This window comes from Amycolatopsis sp. NPDC051716 (assembly GCF_040681595.1).
In the GTDB taxonomy this organism is placed as follows: Bacteria; Actinomycetota; Actinomycetes; order Mycobacteriales; family Pseudonocardiaceae; genus Amycolatopsis.
Window position 1 is genome coordinate 13,619 of the sequence record NZ_JBFAZA010000064.1, and the last position, 17,745, is coordinate 31,363.

Annotated in this window: 15 protein-coding genes; 6 read left to right on the forward strand and 9 right to left on the reverse strand. The window is 72.7% G+C overall.

Features of this window, described 5'->3' with window-relative positions:
- Positions 1-7: 7 nt before the first annotated feature.
- Both AB0M30_RS45795 and AB0M30_RS45800 read right to left on the reverse strand, forming a co-directional pair.
- Positions 8-931, reverse strand: coding sequence for an ABC transporter permease (locus AB0M30_RS45795; RefSeq protein ID WP_103338710.1), 924 nt, complete (start codon positions 929-931; stop codon positions 8-10).
- Positions 928-3,795 (reverse strand): alpha/beta fold hydrolase, encoded by a 2,868-nt coding sequence (locus AB0M30_RS45800; RefSeq protein ID WP_364598469.1) that lies wholly within the window; start codon positions 3,793-3,795, stop codon positions 928-930. Before AB0M30_RS45800 ends, AB0M30_RS45795 begins: the two co-directional genes overlap by 4 nt.
- Positions 3,796-4,100: 305 nt before the next feature.
- Between AB0M30_RS45800 and AB0M30_RS45805 the strand changes: the two genes are divergently transcribed.
- The 3 genes from AB0M30_RS45805 to AB0M30_RS45815 all read left to right on the forward strand — a co-directional run bounded on the left by AB0M30_RS45805 (position 4,101) and on the right by AB0M30_RS45815 (position 7,493).
- Entirely contained in the window at positions 4,101-5,063 is a 963-nt protein-coding gene (locus AB0M30_RS45805) for a TerC family protein (protein ID WP_360180182.1), read from the forward strand.
- Positions 5,064-5,114: 51 nt separating this feature from the next.
- A complete protein-coding gene (locus tag AB0M30_RS45810; RefSeq protein ID WP_364598472.1) occupies positions 5,115-7,061 on the forward strand; it encodes a S9 family peptidase in 1,947 nt (648 codons plus the stop codon).
- Positions 7,062-7,328: 267 nt separating this feature from the next.
- Positions 7,329-7,493, forward strand: a complete 165-nt coding sequence (locus AB0M30_RS45815) for a hypothetical protein (RefSeq protein WP_364598475.1) — start codon at positions 7,329-7,331, stop codon at positions 7,491-7,493.
- On the opposite strand, the gene AB0M30_RS45820 is transcribed toward AB0M30_RS45815, so the two are convergent.
- From AB0M30_RS45820 to AB0M30_RS45835, 4 genes are all read right to left on the reverse strand, one after another.
- Positions 7,475-8,131 carry an RES family NAD+ phosphorylase gene (locus AB0M30_RS45820; RefSeq protein ID WP_364598478.1) on the reverse strand — a complete coding sequence of 219 codons (657 nt, stop codon included), beginning with the start codon at positions 8,129-8,131 and terminating at the stop codon, positions 7,475-7,477. The two genes, AB0M30_RS45815 and AB0M30_RS45820, sit on opposite strands and share 19 nt — an antisense overlap.
- A gap of 51 nt (positions 8,132-8,182) precedes the next feature.
- The gene (locus tag AB0M30_RS45825) at positions 8,183-8,764 is read right to left on the reverse strand and encodes a DNA-binding protein (protein ID WP_364598481.1); all 582 of its coding nucleotides are present in this window, start codon (positions 8,762-8,764) and stop codon (positions 8,183-8,185) included.
- 819 nt (positions 8,765-9,583) lie between these two features.
- On the reverse strand, positions 9,584-10,561 hold the full coding sequence (locus AB0M30_RS45830) for a LacI family DNA-binding transcriptional regulator (protein WP_364598484.1): 978 nt from the start codon (positions 10,559-10,561) through the stop codon (positions 9,584-9,586).
- A gap of 106 nt (positions 10,562-10,667) precedes the next feature.
- Complete coding sequence (locus tag AB0M30_RS45835; RefSeq protein WP_364598487.1) at positions 10,668-11,708, reverse strand: helix-turn-helix domain-containing protein; 1,041 nt, start codon at positions 11,706-11,708, stop codon at positions 10,668-10,670.
- 166 nt (positions 11,709-11,874) lie between these two features.
- On the opposite strand from AB0M30_RS45835, the gene AB0M30_RS45840 reads away from it, so the two are divergent.
- Together AB0M30_RS45840 and AB0M30_RS45845 are read left to right on the forward strand one after the other, a co-directional pair.
- On the forward strand, positions 11,875-12,351 hold the full coding sequence (locus tag AB0M30_RS45840; RefSeq protein WP_364598490.1) for an MmpS family transport accessory protein: 477 nt from the start codon (positions 11,875-11,877) through the stop codon (positions 12,349-12,351).
- Positions 12,352-12,368: 17 nt separating this feature from the next.
- Entirely contained in the window at positions 12,369-13,112 is a 744-nt protein-coding gene (locus tag AB0M30_RS45845; protein WP_364598493.1) for an ABC transporter permease, read from the forward strand.
- Here AB0M30_RS45845 and AB0M30_RS45850 read toward each other — a convergent pair.
- From AB0M30_RS45850 to AB0M30_RS45860, 3 genes are read right to left on the reverse strand one after another with little or no spacing between them, the layout of a single operon-like run.
- On the reverse strand, positions 13,096-13,782 hold the full coding sequence (locus AB0M30_RS45850; RefSeq protein ID WP_364598496.1) for a histidine phosphatase family protein: 687 nt from the start codon (positions 13,780-13,782) through the stop codon (positions 13,096-13,098). The genes AB0M30_RS45845 and AB0M30_RS45850 overlap by 17 nt on opposite strands.
- Positions 13,783-13,792: 10 nt before the next feature.
- Positions 13,793-15,676, reverse strand: coding sequence for a Na+/H+ antiporter (locus AB0M30_RS45855; protein ID WP_364598499.1), 1,884 nt, complete (start codon positions 15,674-15,676; stop codon positions 13,793-13,795).
- A 33-nt stretch (positions 15,677-15,709) separates the two neighbouring features.
- The gene (locus AB0M30_RS45860) at positions 15,710-16,117 is read right to left on the reverse strand and encodes a nuclear transport factor 2 family protein (RefSeq protein ID WP_364598502.1); all 408 of its coding nucleotides are present in this window, start codon (positions 16,115-16,117) and stop codon (positions 15,710-15,712) included.
- A gap of 73 nt (positions 16,118-16,190) precedes the next feature.
- On the opposite strand from AB0M30_RS45860, the gene AB0M30_RS45865 reads away from it, so the two are divergent.
- Complete coding sequence (locus AB0M30_RS45865) at positions 16,191-17,576, forward strand: carboxylesterase family protein (RefSeq protein ID WP_364598505.1); 1,386 nt, start codon at positions 16,191-16,193, stop codon at positions 17,574-17,576.
- Positions 17,577-17,745 lie beyond the last annotated feature (169 nt).

Below are 17,745 nucleotides of genomic sequence, written 5' to 3' on the forward strand. Positions count from 1 at the left end.
TGCGGTGTCAGCTGGTGATGTCCTTTCGAGCGAACCGCCGCCCGGCGAACAGGAAGAACACCGTGCCGTAGATCGCCGCCGACAGCATGCCGCTCGCCAGGTTGGTCCAGTCGACGTCGGTCGAGATCAGGTCCATCCAGGAGAACGCGTAGTGCGTCGGCAGGTAGTTGCGGAGGCCCTCCAGCGCGGTGATCTGGTCGAGGATCTGCGACAGGATCGCCACCAGCACCGCGCCGCCGACCGCGCCGAGCGGGGCGTCGGTCGACACGCTCAGCGCCAGCGCGAGCCCGGCCACCCAGGCCAGCTGCAGGATGATGTACACAGTGGACAGCCCGATGGCGAGCAGGCTGTCGCCGAAGGACACCGCGTCACCCGTCGGGCTGATCGCGTCACCCGCCCCGTACCAGAGCACGCCCACGCCGAGTGACACCAACGGCAGCAGCACGAGCGCGAACGCCGACAGCAGCCCGGACACGATCGCCTTCTGCCGCAGCACCCGCTGCCGCGGCACCGGCACCGCCAGCAGGTACTTCAGGCTCGACCACGACGCCTCGCTCGCGATGGTGTCGCCGAAGAACAGCGCGACGATCATCGGCAGCAGGAACGTCCCCGACACGAACAGCGCCAGCACGACGAAGTTCGGCGCGGACGCCGTGGCCAGGTCGACGAACCCGCCGCTGCGCCGGTTCGGGCTCGACTGCCCGAGCTGGAACGCGATCACCAGGATGAAGGGCAGGAGGGCGACGAACCCGAGCAGGAACTGCGTGCGCCGCCGCTTGAGCTGGCGCCGCAGCTCGACGCCGAGCCGCAGCGTCCGCCGCGCCGAGTAACCCTCGACCGCGCCGTCCGGCCCGACTCCCGCGTGCTCCTGCGACGCGAGGTCGCTCAGCTCGTCCAGCGCGTGCGGATCGGTGTGCACACCCTCGCTCATGACTCATCTCCGACCAGTTGCAAGAACGCGTCTTCCAGCCGGCGCCGGGGCCCGGCCTGCTCCACCGCGACGCCGGCGCGCACCAGCGCGGCCACGCCTTCGGCCCGCGGCAGTTCGCCGAGGTTCGCGTGCACGAGCTCGCCCTCGACGTCGACGTCGGTGACCCCGCTGAGCGCCTTGAGCGCCGCCGCGGCGGCCGCCGGGTCGTCGACCCGGAACGTCGCCTCGCCGCCGGCCGCGGCCAGTTCGCCGACCTCGCCCGAAGCGACGAGCGAGCCGCGGTGCATGACCACGACGTGCGTGCAGGTCTGCTCGACCTCGGCCAGCAGGTGGCTGGACACCACCACGGTGCGGCCGGTCGCGGCGTACCGCTGCAGCACCTCGCGCATCTGGTGGATCTGGGGCGGGTCGAGCCCGTTGGTCGGCTCGTCGAGCACCATCAGCTCCGGCAGGCCGAGCATCGCCTGCGCGATCGCCAGCCGCTGCCGCATGCCCTGGCTGTAGGTCCGCACCCGCCGTTCGACGGCCGAGCCGAGGCCGGCGATCTCCAGCGCCTCCGCGAAGTGCGCCTTTTCCGCGGGCCGTCCGGTCGAAGCCCAGTACAGCTCGAGGTTCGCCCGCCCGGACAGGTGCGGCAGGAAGCCGGACCCTTCGACGAACGAGCCGATGCGCGAGAGCACCGGCGCGCCCGGGGTGATCTTGTGGCCGAACACGCGGATGGTGCCCGCGGTCGGCGTGATCAGGCCCATCAGCATCCGCAGCGTGGTCGTCTTGCCGGCGCCGTTCGGGCCGAGCAGGCCGAGCACCTGGCCCGGCTCGACGCGGAAGGAGAGGTCCTTCACGGCGACGAACCCGCCCGGGTACTCCTTGCGCAGCCCCTCGATGACCAGCGGGGTGGCGGCCAGCCCGGGGTCGACGTCTGTCGCCCGGCGGCGGCGCAGGGCCGCGAAGAGCGCCACGGCGAGGCCGATCGCCAGCGTCACGCCGATGCCCACCAGCTGCCCGACCGGAGCCGGCGAACCGACCGACGTCCCGGGCACGATCGGCACGGCCAGCGCGGTGCCGCCGGCGAGCCCGACGCGGAACACGGCGGGCGCGGCCGGGGCGGCGAACGCCTGGTCGGTAGTGCCGACGACCAGCCGCAGCGAGTGGCCGCCCTCGATCGGCCGGACGATGCCGGGCAGCGTCACCGTGACGTCGACCGGGGTGCCGTCGGCGGGCAGCCCGCTCACCCGGAACGGGGCGATCGCGTTGGCCGGCAGCACGCGCGAGCCGTCCGGCCCGACGTCGTAGAGCTTCGCGAAGAGCACCGCGTCCGGCTGGGGGTGCGCCGGGTCCGCGGCGACCTGCAGCCGCACGGTGGAGGAGCCGCTGATGACGACCTGGCCGTCGAACGCGGCGGTGGCGAACTGCGCGGCCTGGCCGGGCGGGTCGTTGCTGAACAGCGCGCCGAGCCGGGACGTGCTGCTCGCGATGCCGTTGAGCCCGGGGATCCCGCTGACCGCCGACGGGTTCGCCCCGGCCGGGCGCACCACCGGCTGCGCGGGCCCGGCCAGCGCCAGCAGCCGCCGTTCGGTCGCCGGCCCGGTCAGCCCGGGGTAGGCGGCCGCGTTGACCGTGCGGACCGACGGCGTCCCGTTGGCGCGCAACGTGCCCTGGACGTCGTAGCTGAACCCGGTGCCCGGGTCGCCGCCGTCCAGTGCCGTCTTCAGGAAGTCGCCGATCTTGGCCCGCAGCTGCGGGCCGGGCTTGCCGCCGTCGTGGCCGCCGGTGTACCAGATGGTCTTGACCTTGCCGCCCGCCGCGGTGATCTGCCGGGCGGTCGCGTCGGACTGGTCGAGCCCGAACAGCGTGTCGCTCTCGCCCTGCACCAGCAGCGTCGGCACGGTGACCTTGCCCGTCACGGACGCGGGGGAGACGCGGCGCAGCAGGTCCACGCTCGCCTGGCTCGCCTGCCCGGTGGTGCCGAGTTCGGTGTAGGCGCGGCAAACCGCCGCGGTGAACCGGCCACACGGGTCGGCCGGCGCACTCCGCGGCCCGCCCGCGCCCGGCGGCCCGGCGGGCAGCGCGGCCCCCGCGGCGGCGGTCCCGGCGGCGCCGGTCGACCCGGCGTCGGTCGCCTGCCCGGCTTCCGGCGCTTCGGCGGACGGCGAGCCGCTCGACGCGGCGCCCGAGCCGGCCGAGAAGAAGATGCCGGCCCAGCTCTTCTTGAAGACGCCGTCGGTGGCGAAGGCCCCGGCGGACGGGGTGCCCGGGGCCGCGGCCGCGGAGGTCGCCGCGTTCGGGACCAGGCCCTGGGCGAGGTCGTTGTAGGTGATCACCGGCGCGATCGCGTCGACGCGCTTGTCCGTGCCGGCCAGCAGCAGCGACAGCGCGCCGCCGTAGGAGGCCCCGGTGACGGCGATCTTCGGGTCCCCCTGGGCGTCGAGCGTCACCTGGTGCTGCGCGACGAGCCGGTCGATCAGGCGGCTCGCGTCGGCGACCTCGCCGTCCGGGTCGTTGAGCCCGATCTTGCCGGTGCTCTTGCCGAACCCGCGCGCGGACCACGTCATCACGACGAAGCCCCTCCGCGCGAGCTCACGGGCGTCGTCGGCGACGCTGTTCTTGTCCCCGCCGAAGCCGTGCGCGAGCAGCACCGCCGGGGCGGGCACGGTCGCCGGGAGGTAGGTGGTCGTGTCGATCTTGACCTGCTCGGCCGAGCCGGGCGCGGCGGGCAGGTCGAGCAGCGCGTCCTGGGTGGGCACGGCGGGTGGTGCCGTGTCGCGCGTCGCCCAGAGGACGGTCGCGGCGGCGAGCACCACCACGACGGCGCCGATCGCCGTGAGACGGGCTCGGCGGGTGCGCGGGAGCGGGAGTCGGGGCACGACGTGACCGTATGTGAAGTTTCCTGAGAGTGCCCTCTCCGGCTCACGTCGATCACACGGTCCCGGACCACCTGGTGGACCGAAGTGACCGGAATTACACGACCAACCCGGTGACGTGCGCGATCTCGGCTGGCGCTCGACCGGGGGGAACCGGCAAACTGGACGCGCTGTGAGGGGAGTATTCCTTCGCGGCGGTGTCGTCAGCACGGTGGCCCTGCGCCCCCGGCACCGTCGGCCGGTGGTTCCACCGGCGGGAGAGACCTCCGGTTAGCTGCTCATGCGCACTATCCGGAGGTTCGAGTTCCATGACTGTCCCCCTGTGGCTTTGGATCGCCACGATCGGTGGCCTGCTCGCGCTGATCGCGCTGGACCTGGTCATCGTCGATCGCAAGCCGCACGAAGTGACCACGGGGGAAGCGGCTCGCTGGGTCATCTTCTACGTCTCGTGCGCGATCGTCTTCGGCATCGGCGTGTGGGTCTTCGCCGGGCACGACCCGGGCGTCGAGTTCTTCACCGGGTACATCACCGAGTACTCGCTGAGCGTCGACAACCTGTTCATCTTCATGATCATCATGGGCTCGTTCAAGGTGCCCGCCATCCACCAGCACCGCGTGCTGCTGGTCGGCATCCTGCTCGCGCTCGCCATGCGGAGCGTGTTCATCGCCATCGGTGCCGCGCTGATCGCCCAGTTCGTCTGGGTGTTCTTCCTGTTCGGCGCGATCCTGATCTGGACGGCCATCAGCATGCTGCGCGGCAAGGGCGAGGACGAGGAGTACCACGAGAACGCCGTCACCCGGCAGGTCCGCCGGTTCGCCCCGGTGACCGACGACTACCACGGCCACAAGTACACGGTGAAGATCGACGGCAAGCGGATGATCACCCCGATGCTGCTGGTGATCGTGGCCATCGGCTCGGCCGACCTGCTGTTCGCGGTCGACTCGATCCCGGCCATCTTCGGCATCACGCAGGAGGCGTTCCTCGTCTTCACCGCCAACGCGTTCGCGCTGATGGGCCTGCGCCAGCTGTACTTCCTGCTCGGCGGCCTGGTCACCAAGCTCGTCTACCTCAGCTACGGCCTCGCGGTCATCCTCGCCTTCATCGGGGCGAAGCTGTTCCTGCACGCGCTGCACGAGTACCACGTCGTCCCGGACTGGCTGGACATCAACAACTGGGTCTCCCTCGGCGTGATCATCGTCGTGCTGTCGGTGACCACGGTGGCCAGCCTGGCCAAGGCCCGGCGCGACGAGCGGAAGCAGGTCGCCGCGTGAGACCTGGCGGAACTCGTTCGCACCGCTAAGGAATTCGGGTACGGTCGGGAAGTGCGCCCTGCCGACATCGAAGCCCTCGTCGTCCCCGGCCGTCCCGCCCTGCGCGGAAACCTGCTGCTCACGGCGGTGAAGAGACCGGATCTCCCAGCGAACGCCACGCACAGTGCGGTGCGGCGCGTGTCGCTCGACGGCGGTGAGGCCGCGTGGACCCACGGTCCGCGCGACTCCGCCCCGGCGATCTCCCCGGACGGGCGCTGGGTGGCGTTCCTCCGCGCGGGGGAAGGCCAGGGCGCCGACGGCGCTCCGCAGCTGCACGTGATGCCGTCGGACGGCGGGGAAGCCCGCCGGCTGACGTCGCTGCCCCTCGGGGCCGGGGAGCCGGTGTGGGCACCGGATTCGCGGCGGATCGCGTTCACCGCCCGCGTCCCCGAGGCCGGCCGCTACGGCACGCCCGACGCCGACGGCGAGACGCCCGAGCCGGCCGCCGAGGCCCCGCGCCGGATCACGCGGATGGACTACCGGATCGACGACGTCGGGTTCTTGCGCGACCGCATGCAGCGGCTGTTCGTCGTCGACGCCGTGGCGGACCGCGAACCCGGCGACCTCGAGCCGCTGACCGGCGACGAGTTCGACGCGGCACACCCGGTCTGGACGCCGGACGGCACGCGCGTGGTCTTCACGGCGCCGCCGGACTGGGGTGCGGCCGAGAGCGACTCGCGGGACATCTGCGCGATCTCCGCCGAGGGCGGCGAACCCGAGGTCGTCGTGCGCTGCGCGGGCTACTCGGAGCGGCCGGCGTTCGGCGCCGACGGCACGTTGTTCTACTTCGGACAGTCCTTCGAAGAGCACCACGAAGCCGCGCCCACCGGGCTCTACGCGGCGACGCCCGAATTCGGCGCGGGCCCGGTGAAGGCCCGGCGGCTCACCGACGCCGAGACGGTCGACTGCGAAACCACGGCGGGCCCGCCGGTCCCGCGCGGGGACGACGTGCTGGTGGCCGTCCGCCACCGCGGCGCGGTGGAACTGCGGGCGGTCGGCGTCGACGCGGCCGAGGCCCCGCTGGCCGACCTCGCGGTGGTCTACGCGGACCAGGCCGCGGTCCGGTCGTTCACGCTGGACGGCTCCGTGCTGGCGGCGGTGATCGCCACGCCGTCGACCGCCGGTGAGGTCGTCCTGCTCGGCGGCGGCGACCCACGGGTGCTGACGGACTACTCGAAGCCGTTGCGGGACAAGGGCATCCGGCCGATGATCGAGCTGGAGACCACCGCCCCGGACGGCTACCCGGTGCACGGCTGGCTGGTGCTGCCCGACGGCGAGGGCCCGCACCCGGTGCTGCGCGTGGTGCACGGCGGCCCGTTCACCCAGCAGGAGTGGGCGGTGTTCGACGAGGCACAGGTGTACGCGTCGGCGGGCTACGCGGTGGTGGTCGGCAACCCGCGCGGGTCGGCGGGGTACGGGCAGGCGCACGGCCACGCGATCACGCACGGTTTCGGCACGGTCGACGTCGACGACGTCCTGGCGCTGCTCGACAAGGCGTTGGAGAGGCCCGATCTGGACTCGTCCCGCGTCGGCATCATGGGCGGCTCGTACGGCGGGTTCATGACGAGCTGGCTGGCCGCCCACCACGGCGACCGCTTCAAGGCGGCGTGGAGCGAGCGCGCGGTCAACGCGTGGGACTCGATGCTGGGCAGCTCCGACATCGGCTACATGTTCGTCGACGCCTACATCGGCTCCTCGCCGGAAGTGCAGCGTGACCGGTCCCCGCTTTCGTATGCGGCGCAGATCGAAATCCCGTTCGCGGTGGTGCATTCGGAGCAGGACTGGCGCTGCCCGCTGGAGCAGGCCGAGCGGATGTTCGTCGCCCTGCGCCGGGCCGGCGCGCCCGCCGAGATGCTCGTGTTCCCCGGCGAAGGCCACGAGCTGAGCCGCTCCGGCCGGCCGCGGCACCGCGTGCAGCGCTTCGAAGCGATCCTCGAGTGGTGGTCGCGGCACCTGTGATGGTGCTGTTCCGGAAGGCGGGTTTTGGGGATCGTCGAGGAGGCGGCCCGGGAGCCCGCGGGCCCGGCACCTGTCGTCGGACCGGCGGCAACAAGCGGCGAAATCGTGGGGTTCGTTGCCCGCGAGGCACCCGTGGCTGACGGCCTGGTCTGCTTCGACTTGGCCGGGACCCTCGTCCCAGGCACGAGCTCGTGCGCTCGGGTGGCCAGCCGCGCTGGGCCACGAGGCCGAACTCGTCGCGGCCGAGGCGGCCTACCTCGCGGGCCGGTGCCGGAGGCCGAGGGCGGGTGCTACACCGGTCGCCGCCCGTCGGGACCGAGCATCGGCTTCAACGCGACCCCGGCGGCCCGCGCCGTCGCGACCCACGTCGTCGACGGCCCGGACCTGCGGGCGATCATCCCGGTGCTGGCGGCTCAGTTGAGCAGCGTGTAGTTCAGCTCTTCGCAGACCCGGCCCAGCGGGACGTCGAGGCCCGGGTGGTCCAGCGGCAGCAGCACGTCCGGCGCGATCGGGAGTGCAGCGCCCGCCGGCGGGTCCCACAGGCAGATCGCGGGGTCGCCGGAGTCCATCGACGAGCGGTACCAGAGACCGTCGAGATCGCTGAACGCGCCGCGGATCGCACGGGCCCACGCCTGCGTCAGCTTCTTCGGCCCGCTGGAAATCTCCTGCGACGCGCCGACCCGCGTCGGCCAGAGGCCGGTGAGGTCGAGCAGGCGCAGGGTGCGCGTCGGGCGGACGACGACCAGCCGGGGACCGCGGGTGCGGCGGTCGACCGTCGAGCTGGTCTGGAAGACCTCGGCGACCGACGTGCGCACGGTGAGGCCGAAGTAGAGGACGCCGTTGGCGTTGTCGGTGACCGGTGCGCCGCCGCGGCCGGGCGACTGCTGGTCGAAGCGGCCGTGCGGGAGCGGGCCGGTGTAGCGGAACGAGTTCCACTGCTGGGGGTGGTTGCCGTGCGCGGTGAAGATCCGTACGAGCCTGGTCGCGGGCTGGACCGACACGACGTCGTCGGCGCGGTTCAGCTGCCGGACCAGGACGGATCGGGCGGGCGGCAGCGGGAGCCGGGCCATGGGTCGGGGGTGGTCCGTCCTTGTCGGTGATCTTGCTCAGGAGGGTCCAGCCTAGAGCGGCGTGCCGAGCGTGGCGATGAGGCGGGCGACGTGGTCCGGGTCACCACCGGAGAGGAGCCATTGGCGCGGGGTCGCGGGCTGGTCGTTGATCACCAGATCGGCCTGCGGAGTGCTCATGAAGGCGGCGACGACGAGCGCGGGCTGGTCGTCGGGCAGGGCTTTGAGGACGACTTCGAGGCCGGGCAGCACGCCCGAGCCGGCGAACTGCCACGCGGGGAGCCGCCAGCCGCCGTCCTTCCAGCCGGTCAGCCGCCCTTCCTTGAGGCGGTGCCGGATCCGGCTGTCGTCGACGCCGAGGGCCTTGGCCGCATCGTTGACGCTGAGGGCGCCTTCGGCGAGCACGGCATGGGCGGCGACGGTGCGCGCCCTGAAGTCGGGTTCGTCTTCCCGCCTTGGTGAGAGGTCCAGCCCGACGTCGGTGAGCGCGGCGCGTTGATCGGCCGAGAAGTAGTGCGACGGATCCGGATTCGGCGGGGACAGTCTGCGCGCCGCGTCTTCGACGAGAGTGAGGAACTCATTCGCGTCGACCTTCAGGCCCGCCTTGGCGAGGATGTTCTCCAGCGCTACAGACATGTGGCTCAGGTTAACCCGAAACAGCGCGGGTGTGCGGGTTCGTGCGGTTTCTTGCCCTGTCTGTGGGTGAATTCACCAGAGATCGACACTCAGGGCACATTGTCCAACACGTTGAGTAGGCAACTTCCGGTCAGTTTCCCCGGAACGGCGGCGGTTGTCCAGTCCTGTCCCGGCTTGACACCGGGTGTCGCCGGACCTAGGTTCCCGATCAGTAAACGATTTCCGCTCCGTGCTCACAGGACCCGGCGTTCCGGCGCCGGTGATGGGGGACACAGGGGGTGGGGCGTGCCTGGGGGGCCCGGCACGAGCCGGCCCCCCGGGCACGTCGCTCGCCCCACGCTTCGGGCCGCTCCGCCCGACCCTCTGGGCACGTGGGCCGACCTCCTGGGTACGCGGGCCGACCTCCTGAGTGCGCGGCCGACCCTCCGGGTGCGTGGGCCGACCTCCTGAGTGCGCGGCCGACCCTCCGGGTGCATCGGCCGACCTTCCGGGTACGCGGGCCAACCTTGTGAGTACGCGGCCGACGTTCTGGGTGCGCCAGCCGACCCTTCCGATGCGCGAGCCGACTCTCCAGGTACGTGGGCCGAGTCTCTGGGGACGTGGGCCGACCTTCTGGGTACGCGGCCGACCCTCCGGGTGCACCGGCCGACCCTCCGGGCTCGCGAGCCGGCGCGGCGGCCGCGCGAATGGGCGCGGGGGCTGCGTGAATGGGCGCGGGGGCTGCGCGAATCGGCGCGGCGGGTGCGCGCATCGGCCCGGCGGCCGCGTGAATCGGCGCCGGGGCTGCGCGAACTTGCGCTGCGTCCGCGTACTTCGGCGTCAGCGGCGGGAACTTTTCCGGACGATCAGCCGGGCTTCGAGGGTCGTCGTCGTTGCGTCGCGGCTGCTGTCCGTGATGCGGGCCAGCAGGAGCTGGGCCGCCACGCGGCCGACTTCGTACGCCGGCTGGGCTACCACCGTCAGGGGCGGGTCGACCAGTGTTGTCCATGGTGCGTCGTCGAACGACACGATGCCCACGTCGCTGCCCGGGCGCAGCCCGCGAGCCGAGAGGGCCTCCAGCACGCCGATCGCCATCGTGCTGTTCGCGACCAGCAGCGCGTCCGGCGGCGATGGCTCGTCGAGGAGGTCCAGCGTCGCCAGCCGGGCGCCCTCCGCGCGGTACTCGCCCCGGCGGAACAGGACGTTCTCTTCACCCACGACCTCGGTGTACCCCGCCAGTCGATCTTCGGCCGTGCGGACGCCCGGCGGGCCGGTCAGGCAGCCGACGCGCCGGTAGCCGCCGGCGAGCAGGTGCCGGGTGGCTTCGGCGGCCGCGTGGCGGGTGTCGACCAGCACCTGGTCGCCTTCCGCGGCCTGCAACGGCCGGTCCACCGCCACCAGTGGCGTGCCCTGCCGGCGGAGGCCTTCGACGTTCGTCGATCGGCCGGTAGGCGACAGCACCACCCCGGCGACCCGCTCCTGCAGCGCGACCTCGATGTAGCGCCGCTCCTTGTCCTCGTTTTCATCGGAATTACACAGCACCACCGAATACCCGGACCGCTGCGCGAGGTCCTCGACGCCCCGGGCGATGGCGGTGAAGAACGGGTTTTCGACGTCGGAGATGATCAGCGCGAGCACCGCGGTCTCCTGACGGCGGAGGTTCCGAGCCAACCCGTTCGGGTGATATCCGAGCTCAGCGGCCGCTTCCTGGACCCGGGCGGCGAGGGTGGGGTCCACAGTGGACTTTCCGTTGAGGGCGCGCGACACGGTCGCCGTGGAGACGCCGGCTCTCGCCGCGACGTCGCTGATGGTGGCCACACGCCCTCCCTGATCACTCGTCGAGGGGGAGGATAGCGCTCTTGGTAGTCGTTTACCGTCCGCTTACCTTTTTGGGTGAACGGCCACTTCCGGTTGTCCGCAGGGGTTACGCCGAACGGAGTCGATCACGCACCGCAACGTCCACAGTGGAGGATCCACCGAAGTAGCGGCGCGGCGTGAGGCCGGTCAGCGCCCGGCAGTCCCGGCTGAGGTGCGCTTGATCGGCATACCCCGCGGCGGCCGCCAGCGCGGCCAGCCCCCGGACGTGCGGAGCCAGCGCGACGGCTCGCTGGAACCGGCTGACCCGGAGGTAGGTGGCCGGCCCGTACCCGACGGCTTGCACGAACCGCCGCCGCAGCCGCCGCTCGCTCACCGCGGCGGACGAGACGGGATCTTCGACGACCGCCGCCCGGCCCACGCCGGTTTCGGCGAACCCGGTGGCGCTCGGTGTGGCTTCAGACGGGGTCGGGAGGGCTGGTGCCGCTTCGCGGCCGCCGCTTGCGGGTGGGGTGGCGCTCGCTGCGGCGTGGTCGAGCATGGCGCCGGGTCGCGCTACCCCGCCCCCGGCTCGTGTTGCCTCTCCGCCGCCGTGCCCAAGCGGGTCCCCGGCGATGCTCATGCGCCCCGCCCCACCGGGCCGTTCGCGCCCCACTTCACCGCGGCCCGCTCCGCCCCGCCCGACGACCCCTGGCCGAACCAACCCCACCGCCGCGTCACCGACCCGGGCCGCCCCCGCCTCCAGCCGCGCGATCAGCTCCGCCACCGCCGAATCCTCCGGCGGCAACTCCCCAAGCCGGCCGGCCACCGCCTCGACCGGCGACACCGCCCCCTCCACCAGCCGCTCCGCCCACGACCGTCCCCACAACTCACCCACCGGCACCCGGCGATCGCGCAACTCGTCCGCCGCCACGCCCAGGACCGCCGCCGCGCGGCCCGGGCGGAAGCGGACTCCGCTCAGCACCGCGTCCGGCCGGGTCACCGAGGACCACGCCGTGGTGTCCGGCCCGGCCACGAACGCTTCGCCGTCGCCGATGACCAGGTCCACGCAGCCGTCCGGGACGATCCGCTTCGGGCCCTCCGAAGCCGATCGCCACACGCACTTCGCCACGTCACGCAGCACCGCCGGCGCTGCCGCCTCTTCGTACACCCCTCGAGCATCCCCCTCGGGTCCGACAAAATCCGGCGCCCCGGGAGACCCCCGTCCGGGTGAACATCGAACTTCCCGCGAAGAGCTGCTAACACGCCGTTAGGTCACGGCGAGATATAGGTCGACGCACTCGACGGAAGTGCGCGCGACGAGAGAAGACCTCTCCATGGGCGTTCCCACCGCGACCCGGCCCCAGCGCGACTGCGCCGGGCGGGCTCGGTCGGCCGGCAGCTTCGTCGTCGTCCTCGGGGTGCTCGCCGCGGCCTTCGCGGTGACCGCCTACGTCGTGCCCCGGTCCGCGCGCGGACCCGGCCAGCAAGAGCCCGCCGGCGCGCCCGCCGTCGCCCCGGCCGCGGTCCGGACCGTCGACCACAGCGTCGTCTACGAACTGCTCGGCGCGCACGGCGCCCGCAACGTCACCTACGCCGCCGCGGGCTCGGTGCTGACCCAGCACGCCGAGGTCGCGACGCCGTGGTCCACGCGGTTCACCCGGGTCGGCCCCGCCGGCCGCACCGAGTTCTACAGCATCGCCGCCCGCAATCCCGGGCCCGGCGCGCTGCGGTGCCGGATCGTCGTCGACGGCGTCGTCGTCGCCGAGAAAACCGAGACCGAACCGGACCGCCTCTTCAGCTGCGCCGTCTGAGCGGCAGGATCGGCGGCGTGAACGCCGCGATCACCTTCGGCCCCGCCCTGGTGGCGGTCCTCGTCCTGCTCGCCGTCGCCGGCGCGGCCGTCGTCCGGGCCGGTGGCCTCGGCGACGGGCGCGCGGTGCTGATCGCCGCCGCCCGCGCGGTCGTCCAGCTCGCCGCCGTTTCGCTCGTGATCACCGCCGTCCTGCGCTCGGTGCCGCTCACCGGCCTCTTCGTGCTGCTGATGTTCGGGATCGCCGCGGTGACGTCGGCGCGCCGCGCCGGCACCTGGAAGAACCTCCCGTGGGCGGCCCTGGCCATCGCCGCCGGCGTCGCGCCCGTGCTCGCGCTGGTCCTCGGCGCCGGCGTCGTCCCGCCGGAGCCGATCGCCGTCGTGCCGATCGCCGGCATCGTGATCGGCGGCGCCATGACCGCGACGTCGCAGGCCGCCCGCCGCGCCCTCGACGAGCTCAAGGCCCGGCACGGCGAATACGAAGCCGCGCTGGCGCTGGGGTTCCTGCCGCGCCCGGCCGCGCTGGAGATCTGCCGCCCGTCGGCCGGGCACGCGCTCATCCCGGCGCTCGACCAGACCCGCACGGTCGGCCTGGTGACGCTCCCCGGCGCCTACGTCGGCGTCCTGCTCGGCGGCGCGGGCCCGATCCAGGCCGGGCTGACGCAGGTGCTCGTGCTGATCGGGCTGCTGGCCGCGGAGGCCGTCTCGATCCTGGTGACCGTCCAGCTCGTCGCGGCGGGGAAGCTCAGCCGAGCGGCGTAGCCAGGTGGGCGGTGTCGTTGAAGCGCCGCACGATCCAGTGGTCGCCGTGCAGCACCAGGTGCGAAATCGACCCGTTGTCGGCGCCGAGGAACGCGAACCGCTCGACCGAGCGGCCGGCCTGGGCGAACACCTCGCCGATCACGCCGCCGTGGGTGAACACCGCGACGCGCTGGTCCGGGTGGGCGGCCGCGATGCGGGTGAGCGCGCCGCGCAGCCGGGCGCCGAACGCCTCGTCGGACTCCGCGCCCGGGATCACGTCCCAGCGCTGCTCGGCCCACAGCCGGTCGACGATCGGGTGGCCGTCGGCCGTGTACTTCCGGAACAGGCCGTTTTCCCAGTCGCCCAGGTGGATCTCGCGCAGGTCCGGCTCGACGACCGGGGTCAGGCCCAGCTTTTCCGCCAGCGGTGCGGCGGTCTGCACCGTGCGGCGCAGCGTCGTCACGTAGATCGCGTCGATCCGCTCCCCGGCCAGCCGCTCGCCGACGCGCTGGGCGTGGTCGCGGCCCTCCGGGGCGAGGTCCGGGTCGGCCTGGCCGTCGACCAGCTCGAACGGGTTGTCGCCGCGGGCAGGGGCCGATTCGCCGTGCCGGACCAGGAAGATCTCCGTCGCGCCCGGGGGCGGGCTGAAGCGGTGCTGGCGGTACTCGATCTCCTGCTCGGGCGTGCTCATGGCCTCGACCCTAGCCGAGTTGCTTGTCCACGAAACACCATCGCCACGTCTCGCCCGGTTCGAAGCTGCGCATGACCGGATGGCGGGATTCGTGGAAGTGCCGGGTCGCGTGGCGGCGCGGCGAGGAGTCGCAGCAGGCGACGTTGCCGCACTTCAGGCACATCCGCAGGTGCACCCACGTCGTGCCCTCGGCGAGGCAGGCGGCGCAGCTGTCGGCCGAGCTGGGCTCCTTGTCGGCCCACTCGTGGCTCAGGTGCTTGCACGACCCCGCCGTCGCGGCCGGGGTGCGCAGTTCGCGGCCCTCCACGTCGGGCTCGTCCTCGTCGCGGTCGAGCATGGACTCCTCGATGTCGAGCCGTTCCAGGACCTTCCGCAGGACGTCGTTGTCGGCGCTGCCGCTGGCGCGGGCCTTGAGGAACTGGTTGCGTTCGACTTCGAGCAGTTCCAGCCGCAGGCGGCGGTAGGCGTCGCTCGGGGTCTCGGCCAGCGCGCTCTGCCGGCCGAGCTGCTCCCACGCCGAGTCGGCGCGGTGCTGGAGGCGGTCACGCAGGCGCTGGATGATCTCCGGCGGGTCGTCGGGCTGCCGGATCTCCTCCAGCTTGGCCAGCGCCGCGCGGGTCATGTCGTGCAGGACGGCCGCCTCCTGCAGCGCGTCCTCCGCGGGGTCCGGCCGCGGCAGGCGCAGCCGCCGGATCAGGGGCGGCAGGGTCATGCCCTGCACGGCCAGGGTGCCGGCCACGACGACGAACGCCGCGAGCACCAGCACGGCCCGCTGCGGGGTGTCCGCGGGCAGGACGAACGCCGCCGCGAGCGTGACCACCCCGCGCATGCCCGCCCAGGCGATGACGGCCGAATAGCGCCACGGCCAGATCTTCGCCTTGACCTTCCCCGGCAGCAGGCGTCGTTTGACGCGTTTCACCGTGCCGATGCCGATCAAGTACAGCACGCGGGTGAGGATGGTCGCGCCGAGCACGGCGACGCAGATCCAGGTGAGCGTGAGCAGCGACAGCCCGCTCTCGCCGACCTCGGCGAGGATCCGCCGCAGCTGCAGGCCGATCAGCAGGAAGACCAGGTTCTCCAGCAGGAACTGGATGGTCTGCCAGTTCAGCCGGGACGCCAGCCGCGTCGAACCCGACAGGATCTGCGGCGCCTTGTGCCCGAGGATGAGCCCGGCGATCACCACCGCGAGCACGCCGGAGCCGTGGATCGCTTCGGCCGGGATGTAGGCGATGAACGGCACGGCGAACGACAGCGCGGTGTCGAGCACGGGTTCGTCCATCCGGGCGCGGACGAACGCGGCCGCGAAGCCGACGACGAGCCCGACCACGGCCCCGCCGATGGCCGCGCGGAAGAAGTCCGCGCCGACCTGCCAGAGGCTGACCGAGCCGGCCAGCGCGGCGATGGCCGTGCGGAGGGCGACCAGCGCGGCGGCGTCGTTGAAGAGGCTCTCGCCCTCCAGGAGCCGGATCAGCTTGCGGGGCATGCCGACCCGGCGGGCGACGACGCTGGCGGCGACCGCGTCCGGCGGCGCCACGATCGCGCCGAGCGCGATGCCGCCGGCCAGCGGGAGCCCGGGGATCACCGCCCAGGCGACCAGGCCGACGCCGAGCGCGGTGAACACGACGAGCCCGACCGACATCAGCCCGATCGCGCCGCGGTTCTTCCGGAAGTCGACCAGGGACGTCTGGATGGCCGCCGAGTACAGCAGCGGGGGCAGCAGGCCCAGCAACACGACCTCGGGGTCGAGGTGGACTTCGGGGACGCCGGGGACGTACGAGGCACCGACGCCGACGGCGATCAGGCACAGCGGGGCGGACCAGTCCAGCCGCCGCGCCACCGCGCTGACGACGAGGACGGTCACGACCAGCGCCACTATCTCTGCCGCTATGTGCACGGGGTAATCATCACCCGGGCCTCGTGGCGGGCGTCACCGGGCCAGCTCCGGGAGCACCTCCGCGATGAGCTGGGTGTCCATGTACTCGGTGATCTCGCGGATCCGGCCGTCCTCGACGCGGAAGACGAAGCAGTACTTGTTGTCGTAGCGCCCGCCGGCTTTGGTCGCGACGCTGCCCTGCGTTTCGACCACGACGACGTCGTCTTCGGCGACGAACCGGCTCGCCGTGCTGGTGTAGGTGCCGTCGAACTGCGCGCCCAGCGGGCCGAGCAGGTCGCGGCGGACCGAGTCCTTGCCGCTGAAGCGGCCGGACCAGCTGTTGTGCCCGCTGACCGTCCAGGTGACGTCGTCGGCCATCGCGGCGATGAGCGGCCGGATGTCGCCGGTCGCCCAGGCGTCGAACGCCGTCTTCAGGAGCTGCTTGTTTTCGGCCGCGCTCATGGTTCCCTCCCGGTGTGTGCGCCCCAGTCAACACGCTGGAGCGCACTCCAGGGCAAGTCCTTAGGCTGGACGCGTGACGACGGTGGAGATCGCGGCCGGCGCCCTGCGCGGGTCCGGACGGGACGACGTGCGGACGTTCCTCGGCGTGCCCTACGCCGAGCCGCCGGTGGGGGAGCTGCGGTTCCGCGCGCCGCGCCCGGTGCCGCCGTGGCCGGGTGTCCGGGACGCCACCCGGTGGGCGCCGCGCGCGCCGCAGCCCGCGCTGACCGGGCGCGGCTTCACCGGTGACGAGGACTGTCTGTACCTGAACGTCTACGCGCCGGCGTCGCCCGGCTCGTACCCGGTGCTGGTGTGGATCCACGGCGGAGGCGGCGTGCTGGGCGCGCCGCACCAGTTCGACGCCTCGGCGTACGCGCGGCGAGGTGTCGTCGTCGTGACCGTCGCCTACCGGCTCGGCGTCCTCGGGATGCTGCACCTGCCCGGCGTCGCCGACTCCAACCTGTCCCTGCGCGACCAGGTCGCCGCGCTCGAATGGGTGCGGGACAACGCCGCCGCGTTCGGGGGCGATCCGGGCCGGGTGACGCTGGCCGGGCAGTCCAACGGCGGCCGCACGGTCGGGACGCTGCTGGCCGTGCCCGCCACCCGCGGCCTGGTCCACCAGGCGATCGTGCAGAGCGGCACCGGCGTCGGCTCGGTCGTGCACACGCCGGACGAAGGCGCGGCGGTCGCTTCGGCGGTCCTCGCGGAGCTGGACGCGTCGCCGGACGACTTGTCGACGTTGCCGGTGACGCGGATCCTCGAGGCGCAGCAACGGGTTTCGGCGGTCTCGGGCACCAAGGTGACCTACCGCGTGGTCGTCGGCGACGAGCTGCTCCCCCAATCGCCGATCGAAGGCGTGCGCGAGGTCCCGCTGCTGATCGGGACGACGGCCGACGAGGAGGACCTGTTCAGCTGGCTGCAATCCGGGGGCGCGAAGCTGCTGGGCGTCGGTTCGACGATGCTGGACGCGCCCGCGGTCGAGAAGGCCGTGGCGGTGTATAACGACCTATTCGACTGGCCCGAGGACCAGCTCCGCAACCGCGTGCTGACGGCGGGGGACTGGTGGATCCCGGCGATCCGGTTCGCCGAAGCGCAGCCGGACGCCTGGATGTACCGCCTGGACTGGCGCATCGCCCCGCGCGGCCGCGGCTTGGGCGCGGTGCACGGGCTCGACCTGCCGCTGATGTTCGACGACATCCGCAACCGCAACTGGCGCTTCCTGTTCGCCGGCCGCCCGTTCCCGGCGGAGCGGATGCAGGCGGTGGCGACGGAGATGTTCGACGCGTGGGTCCGGTTCGTGGCCACCGGCGACCCGGGCTGGCCGCGCTACACGACGGCGGACCGCGTCACGCGCCTCTTCGACGACGTCTCGACGACGGTGTCCGACCCGGACCGCGAGCAGCGCCTGCTCTGGAACTGAGCCGGGGCGGCGCGAAACCGCCCCGGCTCGGGACCTAGTGTCGCGCGTCGCAAGTTGTTTGACGTCCGGGAAGGGCGCCCCAATGTGGCCTTCGGTGCGTTGAACGCACCGAAGGCCGCCTTGGGTGCGTTCAACGCAACCAAGGCCACATTGGGGCGCTCGGGGACCG